At 39.0% G+C, this 16,104-nt stretch carries 16 protein-coding genes; 6 read left to right on the top strand and 10 right to left on the bottom strand.

What is annotated here, in order from left to right:
* The first annotated feature begins 11 nt into the window (after positions 1-11).
* Entirely contained in the window at positions 12-1,310 is a 1,299-nt protein-coding gene (locus ACQKEZ_RS00475; RefSeq protein WP_427297815.1) for an NCS2 family permease, read from the top strand.
* A 417-nt stretch (positions 1,311-1,727) separates the two neighbouring features.
* Positions 1,728-1,949, top strand: coding sequence for a DeoR family transcriptional regulator (locus tag ACQKEZ_RS00470; protein ID WP_427297813.1), 222 nt, complete (start codon positions 1,728-1,730; stop codon positions 1,947-1,949).
* A gap of 53 nt (positions 1,950-2,002) precedes the next feature.
* Here the strand turns inward: ACQKEZ_RS00470 and ACQKEZ_RS00465 are convergent, their stop codons facing one another.
* Together ACQKEZ_RS00465 and ACQKEZ_RS00460 are read right to left on the bottom strand one after the other, a co-directional pair.
* On the bottom strand, positions 2,003-2,719 hold the full coding sequence (locus ACQKEZ_RS00465) for a pseudouridine synthase (RefSeq protein ID WP_427297811.1): 717 nt from the start codon (positions 2,717-2,719) through the stop codon (positions 2,003-2,005).
* A gap of 16 nt (positions 2,720-2,735) precedes the next feature.
* On the bottom strand, positions 2,736-4,358 hold the full coding sequence (locus ACQKEZ_RS00460; protein ID WP_427297809.1) for a putative polysaccharide biosynthesis protein: 1,623 nt from the start codon (positions 4,356-4,358) through the stop codon (positions 2,736-2,738).
* A gap of 173 nt (positions 4,359-4,531) precedes the next feature.
* On the opposite strand from ACQKEZ_RS00460, the gene ACQKEZ_RS00455 reads away from it, so the two are divergent.
* From ACQKEZ_RS00455 to opuD, 3 genes are all read left to right on the top strand, one after another.
* On the top strand, positions 4,532-5,803 hold the full coding sequence (locus ACQKEZ_RS00455) for an NAD(P)/FAD-dependent oxidoreductase (protein ID WP_427297807.1): 1,272 nt from the start codon (positions 4,532-4,534) through the stop codon (positions 5,801-5,803).
* Complete coding sequence (locus ACQKEZ_RS00450; RefSeq protein WP_427297805.1) at positions 5,800-6,006, top strand: hypothetical protein; 207 nt, start codon at positions 5,800-5,802, stop codon at positions 6,004-6,006. The genes ACQKEZ_RS00455 and ACQKEZ_RS00450 overlap by 4 nt, the downstream gene beginning before the upstream one ends.
* A 138-nt stretch (positions 6,007-6,144) precedes the next feature.
* Positions 6,145-7,677, top strand: coding sequence for a glycine betaine transporter OpuD (gene opuD / locus ACQKEZ_RS00445; RefSeq protein WP_427297803.1), 1,533 nt, complete (start codon positions 6,145-6,147; stop codon positions 7,675-7,677).
* Between the two features lie 43 nt (positions 7,678-7,720).
* On the opposite strand, the gene ACQKEZ_RS00440 is transcribed toward opuD, so the two are convergent.
* From ACQKEZ_RS00440 to ACQKEZ_RS00410, 7 genes are all read right to left on the bottom strand, one after another.
* Positions 7,721-7,903 (bottom strand): sporulation protein Cse60, encoded by a 183-nt coding sequence (locus ACQKEZ_RS00440; RefSeq protein WP_427297801.1) that lies wholly within the window; start codon positions 7,901-7,903, stop codon positions 7,721-7,723.
* Positions 7,904-8,009: 106 nt separating this feature from the next.
* On the bottom strand, positions 8,010-8,321 hold the full coding sequence (locus ACQKEZ_RS00435) for a rhodanese-like domain-containing protein (protein ID WP_427297799.1): 312 nt from the start codon (positions 8,319-8,321) through the stop codon (positions 8,010-8,012).
* A 63-nt stretch (positions 8,322-8,384) separates the two neighbouring features.
* Entirely contained in the window at positions 8,385-9,068 is a 684-nt protein-coding gene (locus ACQKEZ_RS00430) for a YesL family protein (protein WP_427297797.1), read from the bottom strand.
* Between the two features lie 22 nt (positions 9,069-9,090).
* Positions 9,091-10,380, bottom strand: coding sequence for a Gfo/Idh/MocA family protein (locus ACQKEZ_RS00425; protein WP_427297795.1), 1,290 nt, complete (start codon positions 10,378-10,380; stop codon positions 9,091-9,093).
* Between the two features lie 11 nt (positions 10,381-10,391).
* A complete protein-coding gene (locus ACQKEZ_RS00420) occupies positions 10,392-10,925 on the bottom strand; it encodes a lipoprotein YteS (RefSeq protein ID WP_427297793.1) in 534 nt (177 codons plus the stop codon).
* On the bottom strand, positions 10,922-12,034 hold the full coding sequence (locus ACQKEZ_RS00415; RefSeq protein ID WP_427297791.1) for a glycoside hydrolase family 88/105 protein: 1,113 nt from the start codon (positions 12,032-12,034) through the stop codon (positions 10,922-10,924). Before ACQKEZ_RS00415 ends, ACQKEZ_RS00420 begins: the two co-directional genes overlap by 4 nt.
* A gap of 22 nt (positions 12,035-12,056) precedes the next feature.
* A complete protein-coding gene (locus ACQKEZ_RS00410) occupies positions 12,057-13,022 on the bottom strand; it encodes an ABC transporter permease (RefSeq protein WP_427297789.1) in 966 nt (321 codons plus the stop codon).
* A gap of 232 nt (positions 13,023-13,254) precedes the next feature.
* Here ACQKEZ_RS00410 and ACQKEZ_RS00405 point away from each other — a divergent pair, with 232 nt between their 5' ends.
* Positions 13,255-15,549, top strand: coding sequence for a helix-turn-helix domain-containing protein (locus ACQKEZ_RS00405; protein ID WP_427297787.1), 2,295 nt, complete (start codon positions 13,255-13,257; stop codon positions 15,547-15,549).
* Positions 15,550-15,593: 44 nt separating this feature from the next.
* Here ACQKEZ_RS00405 and ACQKEZ_RS00400 read toward each other — a convergent pair whose 3' ends face one another.
* Positions 15,594-15,965, bottom strand: coding sequence for a winged helix-turn-helix transcriptional regulator (locus ACQKEZ_RS00400; protein ID WP_427297785.1), 372 nt, complete (start codon positions 15,963-15,965; stop codon positions 15,594-15,596).
* Positions 15,966-16,104 lie beyond the last annotated feature (139 nt).

Raw genomic sequence — 16,104 nt, 5'->3', positions numbered from 1 at the left:
TGGAGGATCTTATGTTTCAATTAAAAGAAAACCAAACCAACGTAAAAAAAGAATTACTCGCAGGTATGACGACTTTCTTTACAATGGTATATATTGTAGCCGTAAACCCAGGAATTCTTTCAGAAGCTGGAATTCCTTTTGAGCAAGTGTTTACAGCAACGATTATCGCTGCTGTCATTGGTACACTGTGGATGGCACTATTCGCTAACTATCCGATTGCCATTGCACCAGGAATGGGATTAAACGTGTATTTCACCTTCACTGTTGTTGGTGGTGGCGGAATTAGTTATCAAACAGCATTCAGTGCCGTATTTGTGGCTGGTGTGCTCTTTATTATTTTATCGTTAACATCACTTAGAAAACAACTCATTGAAGCCATCCCTGATAATTTAAAATACGGTATTACTGCTGGAATTGGGCTTTTTATTGCATTTATCGGTTTAAGGCAATCAGGCATTATTGCTGCTGATCCTGAAAATTTAGTTACGCTAGGGTCTTTGAAATCCCCCGTTGTGATACTCACGCTTGTCGGTTTGATGATTTCAGTCATTTTGATGGTGCTTCAGGTAAATGGTGCACTGTTTATAGGGATGCTTGTCACCACTGTTATTGGTATTTTGACCGGACAGCTTCATTTTTCAAAAGGGTTTATGGCTTTACCTTCCTTACCAGAAGGAATGCTGATCCTGAATCCTATCACAGCTTTTGGTGATGTCTTTTCTCATCATTTGTATGCGGTTGTCTTTTCATTTTTGCTTGTCACGATTTTTGATACAACAGGGACAATGATTGGTGTTGCCGAACAGGCAGGATTAATGAAAAACGGACAACTTCCACGCGTGAGAAGAGCGCTATTAGCAGATTCTGCTGCAACAACTGTTGGTTCAATGTTTGGGACAAGCCCAACAACTGCTTACATTGAATCCTCATCAGGCGTAGCGGCTGGCGGAAGAACGGGTCTTACTTCTTTTACGGTAGCGATTCTTTTTATAGGTGCGTTGTTCTTTGGTCCTTTTGTTAGTTCTATTTCCGAACTTCCTGCGATTACCTCACCAGTGCTCATTATCGTCGGCTGTTTGATGATGAACTCAGTAGCTCGTATTCGCTGGTCAGAGCTAGATGAAGCATTTCCTGCATTTCTCGTTATTTTATCAATGCCATTAACGTCAAGTATCTCAACAGGAATTTCACTTGGGTTTATTTCATATCCTCTTGTGAAATTGGCAAAGGGAAAGTGGAAAGATGTTCACTTTCTTGTCCTTATTTTTGCTGTTTTGTTCTTCATTCAGCTCTTTTTCTTAGAAGGATAATCATGCTTAAAAGACACACTTTTTTTGAAGTGTGTCTTTTTGTGTGACTTCGTCGATGCATTTACCAAAATATAGATTTCAACATTATTTTCAAGCAGCTATTTTTTTATTTTTGTAAATATTCTTTATGTTCTTGTCTGTTTTTTCAGATACAATATTGTCAGCATTCCTTGTAAACATTGGCTTGAAACCGTATCCAAATCATGTTATATAACATATCCAATTCGATTAAGACAAGTTTAAAAACACGTAAAGTTGACATTTTGGTGGATTTAGATGCATAATATCGTGTATAATAGAATAAAACAAGTAAGAAACACGAACATTTACCATTGTTGCATGTCCTTATTCGCAGTTTTAGTGTTGTAAGTTGTGGTTAGTCAAGTCCATCCGATCTTATTGATAGGGAGTGGTTTTTTGAAGCCTTCAACAAACCGTATGATAACTCGAATTAAATCAGTTTACATGTTCATTCAAGAAAAAGGTCTTGTGACGACACAAGAACTGGTTGATGAATTCGGGATCACACCTAGAACCATTCAAAGAGACTTAAACGTGCTTGCCTATAACGATCTTGTTCATAGTCCAAGCAGAGGCAAATGGGAAACAACGAGAAAAAAAGTGAAAATATCTTCTTGAGTATAATGAATCTTCCATATAACAAAAGAACCGGCAACGCGCCGGTTCTTTTTCTATTCTCGATTAATTAAACTATCTAATTCTTCATCTGTTAGTTCTCGATATTCTCCAGGCTGAAGGCCTTCATCAAGCGATAAAGGCCCCATAGAAAGACGCTTTAAAAAAGTCACTTCATTGCCAACTGCCTGCGCCATTAGCTTGACTTGATGGAATTTTCCTTCTGTAATCGTCAAACGAATCCGTGAATCACCCTGTTCGTTTGCATCGACTTCAACTTTAGCTGGCTTTGTTAAGTAATCATCTAAAATGATCACGCCCTGCTCTAGCCGCTCTATGTCCTTTGGACCTAATGGATATTTCAAATGCACTTCATACGTTTTAGGTACGTGTTTTTTCGGAGAAAGCAATTGGTGGGTAAGCTGACCGTCATTGGTCAAAAGTAATAATCCCACTGTATCTTTGTCCAACCTACCAACTGGAAACGGCTCTCTTGCCATATCCTCAGGCTCAAGCAAATCAACAACTGTTTCCTCACGATTATCTTCTGTTGCTGAAATGACGCCATCTGGTTTGTGCATCATCAAGTATATAAATTCTTTATACTCAACCCGTTCCCCGTGCACAAGCACTTCATCCGTCGATGGATCAACATGATCTTTTACCTGCTTCGCAACATCACCATTTACAGTCACCGCTCGGGATTTGACTAATTTTTTCACGTCTTTTCTCGATCCATATCCACTATTTGAGAGCAATTTATCAAGCCTCATACATCCACCTCTTTTTTTAACCCTTTTTTCTCATAAAGCTCGGTAAACGATTGCCAAAAATTCGTTGAAGCAAACCAATTTTATAGGATAAGAACAAATAAACGCCTCCACCTGTCATGATAGATAGAAGGATCACAATGCCAGCTTGAATAATCCCACTTTCATAAGAGATGAATAGATTGACGAATTTGCTTGTTGAGGCAGCTACAACAGCCATAATCATGGTCAAAATGCCAATTAGAATAAAACGCTTGAAAATGACACGGTATGAGTAGCCTGCATGTCGTTTAATCATAATGAACATATACAAAATCGATGCCCCATATCCAAGTGCAGTCGCAAGTACTGAGCCATTTCCTTGGAGCCATCCAATGAGTGGTATATTCAAAATGCTTTTAATCAATATGCCTAAGAACAAGCTAACGATCGCGAATTTTTGTTTATTGATTCCTTGCAAGATCGCTGCATTAATTGTAAATAATGAAAACAATAATGCAACAGGTGCATACCAAAATAAAATCGAGATTCCAATCTCAGGATGGACAGACGGATAGAAAAACCAGTAAACAGGTCCAGCTAAAGCTGAAATACCGATAGAAGCTGGTAAAACAAAGAATAAAATGACTTGCATCGTCTGATCAATTTGTCTGTTTAGCAATTTGAAGTTACGCGCTGTAAACGTTTCTGTAATTGTCGGAATCAGCGTTAATCCAAATGCAGTAGCTAAAGAAACAGGAATCATCACAAGCTTTGGTAAATAAAGCGTCACGATTGAAAGGACAGCTGTACTAATATCTTTATACCCTGCATCAATCATTGCCTTGTTGATTGTATTTGTGTCAATGTAAGAATAGATAGGAATGGCTAGTCCAACAAATACATATGGTGCTGCATAGCTAAATAGTTCTGCAAACATTTGCTTATACGACAAGTTAGAATATGCCCCTGTATTCGGTTGCATTGCAAGTAGTTTGTTTTTTCGTTTAAGCCAGTACAAATACAATGTAAATAATCCACCAAACGCCCCAATGAGCGCAGCGAATGTCGCATATCCTACTGCAATTACAAGTCCGCCATCTAGCACTTTCAAAATCACAAACGTTGCCGTTAATAAGAAGATAATTCGAACCAGTTGTTCTACAACTTGAGAAACAGCAGTTGGCCCCATCATTTGATGCCCCTGGAAAAAACCGCGGACAAGGCTCATAATTGGCACGACTAACAGTCCAAGACTGACCATTCTAATAACATACACGACTTGGTCGACTGTGATCCCACCAGTTTCAGAAGAACCGCCAAGCTGAATTTGAGCAAAGATCGGGGCGGATAAATATAAAATAGAAAAGGCGATAATACCGGTGACAAGCATGACCGACATACCCGCCCTAAACATTTTTCTTGTTGTTTCATAATCGCCAATTGCGTTATATTTTGATACAAATTTAGACACTGCCGTTGGAAAACCCAATGTGGCAATGCTGAGAAAGATCGTATATTGATTGTATCCATATTGGAATAGCGCACCACCTGTTGCGCCTACCATTGCGCTAAACGGAATTAAATAAATCATTCCAAGAATACGTGAGAGGTAAGTCCCTATTGTTAAAACCAAAGTGCCTCGAAGCAGTTTATTAGACATGCGCTTAACCACCATTTTTCTAATGAATATTCAACTTTACTATTTTAACACATCATTTCATCGCACAGGTAACAATTACAATACAGAAGTCACAAAACCAACTAATTCATGTTTAAGCCACTCACCAACTTCGTTATAATAGAAGAATGACTTATGTAGAAAGAGGAATGAAGATGAAACATTATGATGTCATTGTCATTGGCGGCGGACCGTCAGGACTGATGGCCGCCATTGCCGCAGCGGAGCACAAAGCATCCGTTCTTTTAATTGATAAAGGCAACAAACTCGGAAGAAAATTAGCGATTTCTGGTGGAGGACGATGTAATGTCACCAACCGTCTTCCAGTTGAAGAAATCATTAAACATATCCCTGGTAACGGGCGCTTTTTATATAGTGCATTCTCCGAATTTAATAATGAAGATATTATCTCGTTTTTTGAGAAGCTTGGTATCCAATTAAAAGAAGAAGATCATGGACGCATGTTTCCTGTCACAGACAAAGCGCAATCCGTTGTCGATGCGCTTCTTCAAAGGCTACATGATCTGAATGTCACCATCCGTACAAATGAAAAGATTAAAACAGTTCTTTATCAAGACGGACAAGCTGCTGGAATTGTTACAAATAATAATGAAAAAATTTCAAGTAACGCTGTCATTATCGCTGTTGGCGGAAAAAGTGTGCCACATACAGGTTCAACGGGGGATGGCTATGAATGGGCAGAAGCAGCAGGCCACACCATAACAGAGTTATTTCCAACCGAAGTACCTGTCACCTCAAGTGAGCCATTCATAAAAGAGAAAATACTCCAAGGTCTTTCATTACGAAGCGTGGCAGTCAGTGTGTTAAATAAAAAAAGCAAACCAATTGTTACGCACGTCATGGACATGATTTTTACCCATTTTGGTTTATCGGGACCTGCGATTTTACGATGTAGTCAATTTGTTGTCAAAGAGCTCAAAAAACAACCGACTGTCCGTTTACAAATTGACTTATATCCAGCGCTAAATGATGAAGAACTCTTTCAAACGCTACACCGTGATTTAAAAGAGGCACCAAAGAAATCAATCAAAAATGTTCTCAAATCTTGGATGCAGGAACGTTATTTACTTTTCCTATTAGAAAAAAATGAAATTGATCCACAGGACACGTTTGCTGGGCTGTCAAAGGAGAAACTACGTGCTTTTGCTCACGATTGCAAACACTTTACTGTACACACAAATGGTACTCTTTCCTTAGACAAAGCCTTTGTCACAGGCGGCGGTGTATCGGTTAAAGAAATTGAACCGAAAAAGATGGCATCTAAAAAAATGTCAGGCCTTTATTTTTGTGGAGAAATTTTGGACATTCATGGATATACAGGCGGCTACAACATTACATCAGCTTTTGTGACAGGCAGGCTTGCAGGAATGAATGCTGCACTTGATTTGAAGGAGGGAGCTATATGATTAAAAGGGCATTTCCGATTGTTTTTGCTGTCATCATTAGTCTGACAGCGGCATTTTTTATGAAACTATCCATTCCTCCTCTGAAGCTAGTTGTGGTGGTTTTGTTTGCTGCTTTTGCGGTTGCACTAAAAGAATATGTGTACAGGCTACGCAAACGCATAGAGAATAAAAAGAAATCAGCTTCTTCACAGATCGATGGTTGAAAAGATCAAATAAACCATGTTAGGGTTAAATAGAGGTAGAGTGAGAAACTCGCCTCTTTTTGTTTGAAATTTTGTAGGATAGGGGATATTCAGTTCAGTCCTCTGCCAAATGTGTAGAGCAACAGGAGAGTGAGATGTGTGAAAAACGTATCAAGTGTATTCTGGATTGTGATTGTGATCACATTTGCAACTGTTCTATGGGGAGCAATTTCTCCTGACAGCCTTCAACAAATCACAGATCAAATTCAAACATACATTACACACGACTTCGGCTGGTATTATTTAATTGTCGTATCACTGTTAGTCGGATTTTGTTTATTCTTTATCTTTAGCCCAATTGGTAAAATTACGCTTGGAAAACCTGGGGAAAAGCCAGAATTCAGCCGCTTTTCTTGGTTTGCTATGCTATTTAGTGCAGGAATGGGAATTGGTCTCGTTTTTTATGGAGCAGCAGAACCGATTAGTCATTATGCCATTCAATCTCCAACCGGAGATACGGAAACTGCCCAAGCCTTCCGTGATTCTCTGCGCTATACGTTCTTCCACTGGGGACTTCATGCATGGGCGATCTATGCAATTGTAGCGCTTTGCATTGCTTACTTTAAATTTAGAAAAGACGCACCTGGATTAATTAGTTCGACCCTTCAGCCTATTCTTGGAGATCGAATTAATGGTTGGATAGGAAGAACAATTGACTGTATTGCAGTATTTGCAACAGTTGTTGGCGTTGCTACAAGTCTTGGACTTGGGGCTGCCCAAATCAATGGAGGCTTACATTATTTATTTAACATCCCGATTACATTTACGACGCAGCTCATCATTATCGCGATTGTCACCGTACTGTTTCTGATTTCAGCATGGAGTGGGATTGGGAAAGGAATTAAATATTTAAGCAACTTAAATATGATTTTTGCGGCAATTATTATGCTCTTTTTACTGTTTGTAGGACCAACCGTCTTTATTTTAAACTCCTTTACAGATACAATTGGACAATATTTATCAAATGTTGTTCAAATGAGTTTTAGATTATCTCCAAACGATCCAGAAAAAAGAGAATGGATTAATGCTTGGACCATCTTTTACTGGGCATGGTGGATTTCTTGGGCTCCATTTGTAGGAATCTTTATTGCCAGAGTCTCAAGAGGACGTACGATACGTGAGTTTTTAATTGGCGTACTGGTTGCACCATCTATTCTCGTTTTTCTATGGTTTTCAATCTTTGGTGTATCAGCAATGGACCTTCAGCAGAAGGGAATCATAGATGTCGCAGGTCTTTCAACTGAAACCATGCTATTTGGTGTTTTAAATGAATATCCTTTAGCAATGATCACATCAATCTTGGCATTGATTTTAATCGCTGTGTTCTTTATTACTTCTGCTGATTCAGCAACATTTGTACTTGGCATGCAAACGACCTATGGTTCATTAAATCCTTCAGGCAGTGTCAAAGTCAGCTGGGGTATTATCCAATCAGCGGTTGCGGCTGTACTCCTTTTCTCTGGAGGACTTGAGGCATTGCAAAATACAGCAAAACTTGCTGCCTTGCCGTTTTCAGTCGTCATTATATTGATGATTATTTCGCTTTATCAATCTCTTGGTGAAGAACGCAAACAAATAAAACAAGTAAACCAAATCACTAAACCAAGAAGTCCAAGAGTCAAAAAAGCATAACACAGCTCGTCCAATGCCGGTCAATTGTTACCGGCATTTTTCTTTATTTTTTATATAAAATAAGTGCTGAAAAGCAATAAAGTTGATCGCCTGCCTGATCACAAATCACGGCGACATCATAGCGAATATCGATAATTTGATCCTCATCCATTCCTTTTAAAAAATGATTCATCTCACTTTGCAAATCTTTTTCATGCTCTTCATCAAACACAGCTACTTTTAACACAAGTAACCACTCTCCCTTCTCTATCTATCCTATCTTTATGCTTCTTTCTTCAAGCATATGATCAAAAAAAAAGCCCTCCATCTATTCGATGAAGAACCCCCTCCTATTAGCGTTTCGGCTTTGTTTCGCCCGTCCATTCAAGCATCCCACCAACGACATTGGTCGCCTGATAGCCTTGGTCTTCTAAGAAATAGCAGACATTCTCACTACGCTTACCAGAACGGCAAATGATGTAGTATTCCTGATCGTTTTGAAATGCATCCAAATTATTTGGGATATCCCCCATTCGAATATGAATGGCTTCAGGAATCATTCCTTCTGCCACTTCTTCATCTTCACGAACATCTACAAGCTGAATCGTCTCATCCTGATCAAGCTTTTGTTTTAGTGCTTCTATTGTAATCTCTTTTACTGCCACGATTTAATCTCTCCTTCAATTGTAGGTGATCTCATTATAGCAAATCACGGGTGAAAAGTTGAATCACTGAGCCTTCGCTCTGCTTGTTTGAAGGAAAGAAGGTAATCTCTTGCTCACTTCCTTAGCCTCTTGCTCACTGTCAAACTCTACTTTCTTCAATACTTGATACGCAAGCCACATGTGCCCATACGCGAGCAGACTCACACTGAAAAAAGGCACAATGCCAGGCAGATAAGCAAACACAATATAAAGGACAACGGTGAAAGCAAGCATCGAGAGCGTATATTGCAAATAAGAGATACTGAGAAGTAAGGAAAACTTTAAATATAAACGCTTCTTCCAATCAAAATGAGCAAGTAATGGAAAAATGTAAAATAGCATCGCAATAAAGAGAAAACCAAAGATATAAATGACAAACCTCAACACATGCAGGAAAAAAGTCGTTGGATAAATATAAGCAAGGTCCACATAAATGATCGTTCCAATGCAAAGCAACACTGCTCCAATCATATTTGATCTGAGGAATTCCTGCTTATACGCATGCCAAAATGTCTTGAAAATACCCACTTGCTCAGACCCCCGAATCCATTTTCTCATCACCGAAAATAGCGCAGTGGTTGCTGGCATAATGCCAAATAGACCAAGCCCAAGCAAGGTGAACAGAAGCCAAAGTAAATTCGTATACGCAAACCTCATTACCCACTCACACATGCGAAATACTCTGCTCATGGAGCCATCATGTTCCATGCTTGTTCCTCCTTTCCTGCTTTTATACGGTCTCCTTTTGAAACAGTTCTTCAATCACAATTGGTCGTTTCTCGATGACAGATCGCCACATCCCCTCACCAAGTGCAATCGAATAAGCCCCAGCCTTTGAACCTGCTGAAATTTCATAGCCAATGAGCGGATCTTGCCCTATAAACAGGTCTGCTAAAAGAAGTGGGTCTCCCCCACCATGACCGCCTGGCTGCTGAACCACCTCGATTGTTTCCTTGGAGCCAAACATTGGGTAGTAAGAAATGGTCTGTTCAGGATAATGGAATGGGATACGTGAGGGTGCGTGAAATTCATTTGTTTCAATACGCCCCTTCGTCCCATTAATCGCAAGTCGGTATCCCTCATACGGCGCTGAAAATTGAATGGAATAGCTCAAGAGTGCTCCTTGATCATATTTAACGGAGGCCACATATGTATCCTCAATATCAATTTCGCGATCAAAAATACAGGCATCTGGGCGGTAGCCTGAATATAGCCTTGTTTGATCCTGTCCTGCTTCAATATGATCATCTTCTACATTTGACCGCTGAGCCCTTGAATGCCATCTTGCGTAGTATTGACACCTGTCTCTGACATGACATGTTCCGCAATAACGATCCTCATCATCCTTTAACGGGTTCCATTCACTCTCTTTTCCGTAATAATTTAAAGCACCGTAAGCAAAGACTTGTTCAGGCTTTTGATCAATCCACCAATTAACCAGATCAAAATGGTGCGTCGATTTATGAATAGACAGTCCGCCAGAGTAAGCTCTCGTCCGATTCCAGCGTTTAAAATAACTAGCACCATGATACGTATCAATAAACCAGTTTAAATCGACCGAGGTCACTCTCCCAATTTTCCCCTCTAAAATAAGCTCTTTCACTTTTCGGTGGAATGGATTATATCGGTAGTTAAACGTAACGGTTACCTTTCCCTTGCTTTCCGCTTCCTTTTCCAGTACTTTCTTCGCATCTTCTACTGTTGTGACCATTGGCTTTTCAGTGATCACATCCAGATCATAAGATAACGCTTTTAAAATATATGACACATGTGTATCGTCTCGCCCTGCCACAATCACCAAATCAGGGTGACTTTGTTTGATCATCAAATCAAATCCATCCTCTTTATAAAAAGGAACCCCTTTGATTTCAGGAAATCGCTCCTGACATATTGCGTATCTTCTATCGTCGACATCCAAGAGCCCTGTGATGGTGTACACATCTTTGAAATTTTCTAAAAGCGGCATGATAAACATATTAAAGGCACGATTACTCAGACCACAAATGACCACTCTTTTCACATTCTCCACCCCTACCTCGATCTGTTTTCACGTAGCTGCTTGATCAAAGACAATGCTTCTTTTGATTTCTCAGCATAGATTGGTATAAATGCCACCATCTCTCGGTTTAAACGAAATGAATACCCATTGAGCGTCTTGGTACCTGTAGGAATTTTAATGGCATAATCAATCTCTTCTCCTGTTTTTGGATGCTTTGTCGTATATGGGCCGAGCGGCTTTTTGTTCAAAGAAAATTCTTCAAGTCGCTGGAAACCTTCTGGGTCATCATACGTTCTAAACATTTCTTCTGGAACAATCATTAAGTCCCCTTCTTTAGCGGTGATTTCAACGAGCAGTTTTTCAGGAATCACTGGGAAAATTCGAATATCCCATTCAGCTTGATTTTGTTTAAATGCTCGTTCAAGCAGTTGATTCTTCATGTCCTCTGACATATCTGAGAAGATCAGCACCTTCGTTCCACTGTCCTCACTCTGACAGGAAACCAAACTCACGACCGCAATTAGGCATAAAAAAAGCTTCGTTGTCTTCCTTCGAAAAAACCTCATGCTTTTTGAAAAACAGACAGCTTTTCTAGCTCAGTTAACGCCATAATAAAAGCGCCCGCTCCATGCAAATCATTTGTGCTCTTTTCTCTACCGACATAATAATCATAAAACCCAGCAGAGGTACCGATACAAATATCTTTCACCTCAAAATCTCCATTGTCTTTAACCTCTGTTTTATGCTTAATTAAGCCTTGATATGCCTTCACCACATGGTCAATATAATGAGGTTCAACATAGCCTTTATTCATTGCCTTTGCCATAGCATACATAAAGAGACACGATCCAGAGGTTTCAAGCCAATTGTCTGGTTGATCCCCTTTATCCACAATTTGATACCATAGGCCTGTTTCCTCATCCTGGTATTTCGCCACACTTTCAAGCATCTCTGTTAGTATTTCTTGCCACACTTTACTGGTAGGGTGTTGCTCTGGTAAATCCTCAATCATATCGGATAATGCAAGCACATACCAGCCAAATGATCTCCCCCAAAATTCTGGAGAACATCCCGTCTGTTCATGTGCCCACGGCATCACCTTCACTTCATCCCAAGCATGATAATAAAGACCCGTTTTATCATCTTTCGTATGCTTTCTCATCAGGCACTCTTGAAGGACGACCATATCAATAAGCTCTTGCTCCCCCTTCAGTTGCGCATATTTTAAAGCGAAGGGTCCGCCCATATAAAGACCATCTAGCCACATTTGATAAGCATAATGATCTTTGTGCCAAAAGCCTCCTTCTGAGGTTTTATTCAGCGTATTGTAAAGCCCTCTCAGTTTCTCTGCTGCTCGGACATAACGCTCATCTCCTGTTTTTTCATAGAGCGGAAATAAGATCAAACCAGCTTGTATCGCATCTAATTCATCTCTTCTAAAATATAAGTTTCCATGGTCATCTATTAATGAATCCGCATACGCCTGCACGTACTGAAAATACGCTTCGTTCCCTGTCGCTTGATAGAGCTTTAACACCCCGCATAGGAATACACCTTGATGATAATGCCATCTGCCGGCTGGAGGCAAATCCTCTATTGTGTACGCTTTCATTATTGTTTGTGCCAATGCTTCTGCATGCACAATCGGTGATGCCTTCTCAATTGATTGGTTCATTTTTTACCCATCTCCCTTTCTCTTAATAAATGCCTTCTTCACCAAACTTTTTCGCTAGACGATTCGCAGACATGACCAAAATGAGACCAACAGCTGCTTTAAATAATCCAACGGCTGTACTATAGCTAAACTGCCCTTGCTTTAAACCGGCTGTATACACATACGTATCAAAAATCTCGGCAACTTCTCGATTCGTTGCATTAAGTAGCAAGTACACATGCTCAAATCCGAGCTCCAATGTATCGCCAATTTTTAAAATGAGGAGAACAACGATGACGCTTTTAATGGCTGGAAGCGTAATATGCCACATTTGTCTTAAACGACCGGCACCATCCATTTTTGCTGCCTCATATAATTGCGGGTCAACAGCAGTGATAGCCGCAAGATAAATGATGGTTGACCATCCAGCCTCTCTCCAGATCACCTGCAAAATGTACATAGGTCTAAACCAGTCTTGGCTGAGTAAAAAATTGATTTTTTCTCCCCCAAAAAAGGCAATCAATTCATTAATCAAGCCACCATCAACAGTTAACAACACAAAGGAAAGGGACACAACAATAACCCATGACATAAAGTGTGGAATATAAATCATTGTTTGAACAAACTTTTTAAATAAGGCCATTCTTACTTCATTTAAAAGCAGTGCCAATATAATCGGAATCGGAAAGAAAATCACAACATTCATTGCAAATAAAATCAAGGTGTTCTTCAGTAGAATAAAAAAGGTCGGTTCTGTGAAAAGTCTAATGAAGTGCTTTAATCCCACCCATTCACTCCCTAGAATACCAAGAAACGGCTGATAATCCTGAAAGGCAATGATAAGCCCCCACATTGGTACGTACTTAAATAACACGAAATACATCAGTCCAGGCAAAATCATGAAATATAAGTACTTTTGACTTAACAGCTGATTAAGTAAGCGCTTTCTTTTTTCTTTTTTAAAAGTTGCCGTAGGCATGCTCTTGGCAGTGACATCCTGTGTTTTCATTTGTAAAGCCTCCTCTCAGATGATGCATGCTTTCACTGTAGCCTACAAATGAAAAATCCGTCTACAATCATATCATCAGATCATATTTCCTTACTGTATGCTACTCAAATCGTTTCATAAAATATAAGAAAATGATCCTCATCTCAGAAAATGATTATTGACAAACGTATCAGATATTTGGATTAATTGTATTATAGCGGGATGATTGACTCGTTCTGAAATGGGGGATTTTATGAAAAGAAGACAATATAAATTTTATTATAAGCTAGTCACGTTTTTTTTCGTGCTTAGCACCATTCCCGTTGTCATTGTTGGTATATTTTCGTATCAGCATTCACAAAAAACAGCGCTTGAGAACATATCAGATGAAAAGTTAGACAGTGTTCAACAAACACAATTAAATATTGAACATATCTTAAAAACCGTTGACCATTCTCTTACCCACTATGTCAGTTCGCCGCCTCTCCTTCAAACACTGACAGAACCGCTAAATCCGGACCAATTCCAGCTCTATAATCAGGTGCAACAAGAACTAAATTATTTACAAACATTCGATACGGACCTTTCCAACATTACACTTGTCAGCGAAATGAAAGACTGGTATATGAACAACTCCGGTCTATATCACTTAACGACTGGAGAACAGGAACAATCATTAAAAAGATACATAAATATCCCAAGTCATTCTAGTTGGGCTCTTGAAGAAAACAACCCACTCGTAGCAACCAAAGAAGGCAAATCTGCCTCTTGCCAATACAACTTGAATTTAATTAAACAGTTACCAATGAACAGCGTTCAGAAAAAAGGCATTGCTGTAGCAAGCATTCCAAGCTGTATTCTAGCTGAAAAAATGCCAGACTTCTCTCAATCTGATAGCATGTTTGTCATCGATACGAATGGAACGGTCATCCTGCATAATAACAAAAATAAAATCGGCAAATCCTTTAAAGATCAAAACTTTGTACAACATGTATTACCGCTTGAGCAAAAAGCGGGACAATTTGAAATGAAGTTGGATCAGCTTAATTATAAAATCACATTTCAAAAATCCGATTACAATGAGTGGACTTACTTATCCTTTGTTTCCATACCAGAACTAAAACAACAAACGAAATCAATTGGGTGGATCACCTTTATTATTTGCTTCTTTTTGTTAGCGCTTTCATTATTGTTCTCTTGGTTCGGCTCACGCCATTTCTACAAACCGATTCGTTTGCTATATGAGTCCTTTGCCCGGAATGAATCCATTTTACACAAACAGCCGTATCAAAATGAATTTGAATTAATCGAGTCAAGCATCAAACAAATAAAAGAGGAAAATCATGACTTAGAAGAACGGGTGGAACAGCAAGTCACACACCTTCAGCAATATTTCATGGTGCGACTACTTCTTGGAAAGCTATCTGAAGAAGAGGTATACAACCGATTTCACAGTCTTGGCTTCCATAGCAACTGGGCAAGTCTTGCGATATTTGTTATTCAAATTGATACATTAAAAGGAACACAATATGAGAAAAAAGATGCCGATTTGCTTCTATTTGCTATTAACGGTCTAATTGAACAGATCATTCCAGAAAAGCAGCATTTACAACCTACTGTTGTAAACCAGCATCAAGCCACCATTGTTTTAAATCAGTCAATGTCAGAAGAAGAATTCACAGAATATTTAAATCAATTATCCGAAACCATTCAACAGCGAGTAGAGGATGAGCTTGGTCTATCCATCAGTATCGGAATCAGCCTTCCATTTACTGAGCTAACGATGGCAAAACATGCCTATATAGAAGGCAGTGAAGCTTTAAAATATAGACTCAAAGCTGAGAAGAAGTCGATTATCTTTTATAAAAACATACAATCTGATAAGAAGTTTAAAACCCATTTTCCAAAACAGCTTCAGCATGACTTATTTGATGCGATAAAAGCAGGAGACCAAGGGAAAGCAGATCATTACTTACATGTATTATTACAATCCATTTTCTCTAAAAATGCTGGCCCACATGAATATCATATAGCCCTTGCCCGTTTTCTCAACAACTTAATCGAGCTCATGCATTTACTTGGGATCGAGCTCTTTGAAGTAGAAGAAAACAAAATGCTATATGACTCGATTTTTGAATTAAAAACATTTGAAGATACCGAAGCGTGGTTAAAAAATGAGATCATTACCCCTATCATTGAGCAGCTCGGTGCAAGAGAGGATTCACAATACAAAAATATCTCTGAAAAAATTATCCACATCATTCATCAAGAATTTGATTCAGATTTAACACTAGATGAAATTGCATCAAGACTTCATTACAATCCAAATTATTTGAGCAGTATTTTTAGAAAAGAAATGGATATTTCCTTTAGTGAATATCTCTCATCCTACAGACATCATGTCGCAAAAAACTGGCTAGTGGAAACCGAGATGTCCGTAAAAGAAATTTCTGAGAAACTGAAATACAAAAATCCGCAAAATTTCATCCGATCCTTTAAAAAACTTGAAGGGACAACACCTGGAAAATACCGTGAACAGAAAAAATGAACATAACCAAAACACCCGCTTCTGCATATAGAAGCGAGTGTTTTTTATTTAAACTGTTCGTTTAAAATACTGTCCTCTAAAACAGATAGGGGCTCTCCATATACTTTTTCAATATGAACTGCTCCCCAATCACAAAGTGCTTGTAAAATAACTTCCAATGACTTTCCATATTCACTTAGCTCATATTCCACTTTTGGCGGTACTTGTTCATATACAATACGGTGAATGACACCATCGCTTTCAAGTTCTCTTAACTGCTGTGTCAGCATTTTCTGTGTAATATTTGGCATCAGACGCTTCAATTCACTCGTCCGCTTTTTTCCATGAGTCAAATGGCATAAAATCACACACTTCCACTTGCCTCCTATGACCTCAAGTGTCGCTTCAACTGAGATATTATACTTTTTCTTTTCCATTTATCCTCTCACTCCTTTTGATTCGACAGGTACTTTTTAGTACCTAGATTACAAAAAAGTACGTACTTTTTTTTCTGAGCGCTATGTTAGATAATAACTCTTGCCGATCGGATTCGTCTACAAGATTGATCTAAAGAAG

The organism is Bacillus sp. NPDC077027, assembly GCF_050269555.1.
In the GTDB taxonomy this organism is placed as follows: domain Bacteria; phylum Bacillota; class Bacilli; order Bacillales; family Bacillaceae; genus Bacillus.
This window is presented reverse-complemented; position numbering and strand designations above follow the sequence as displayed.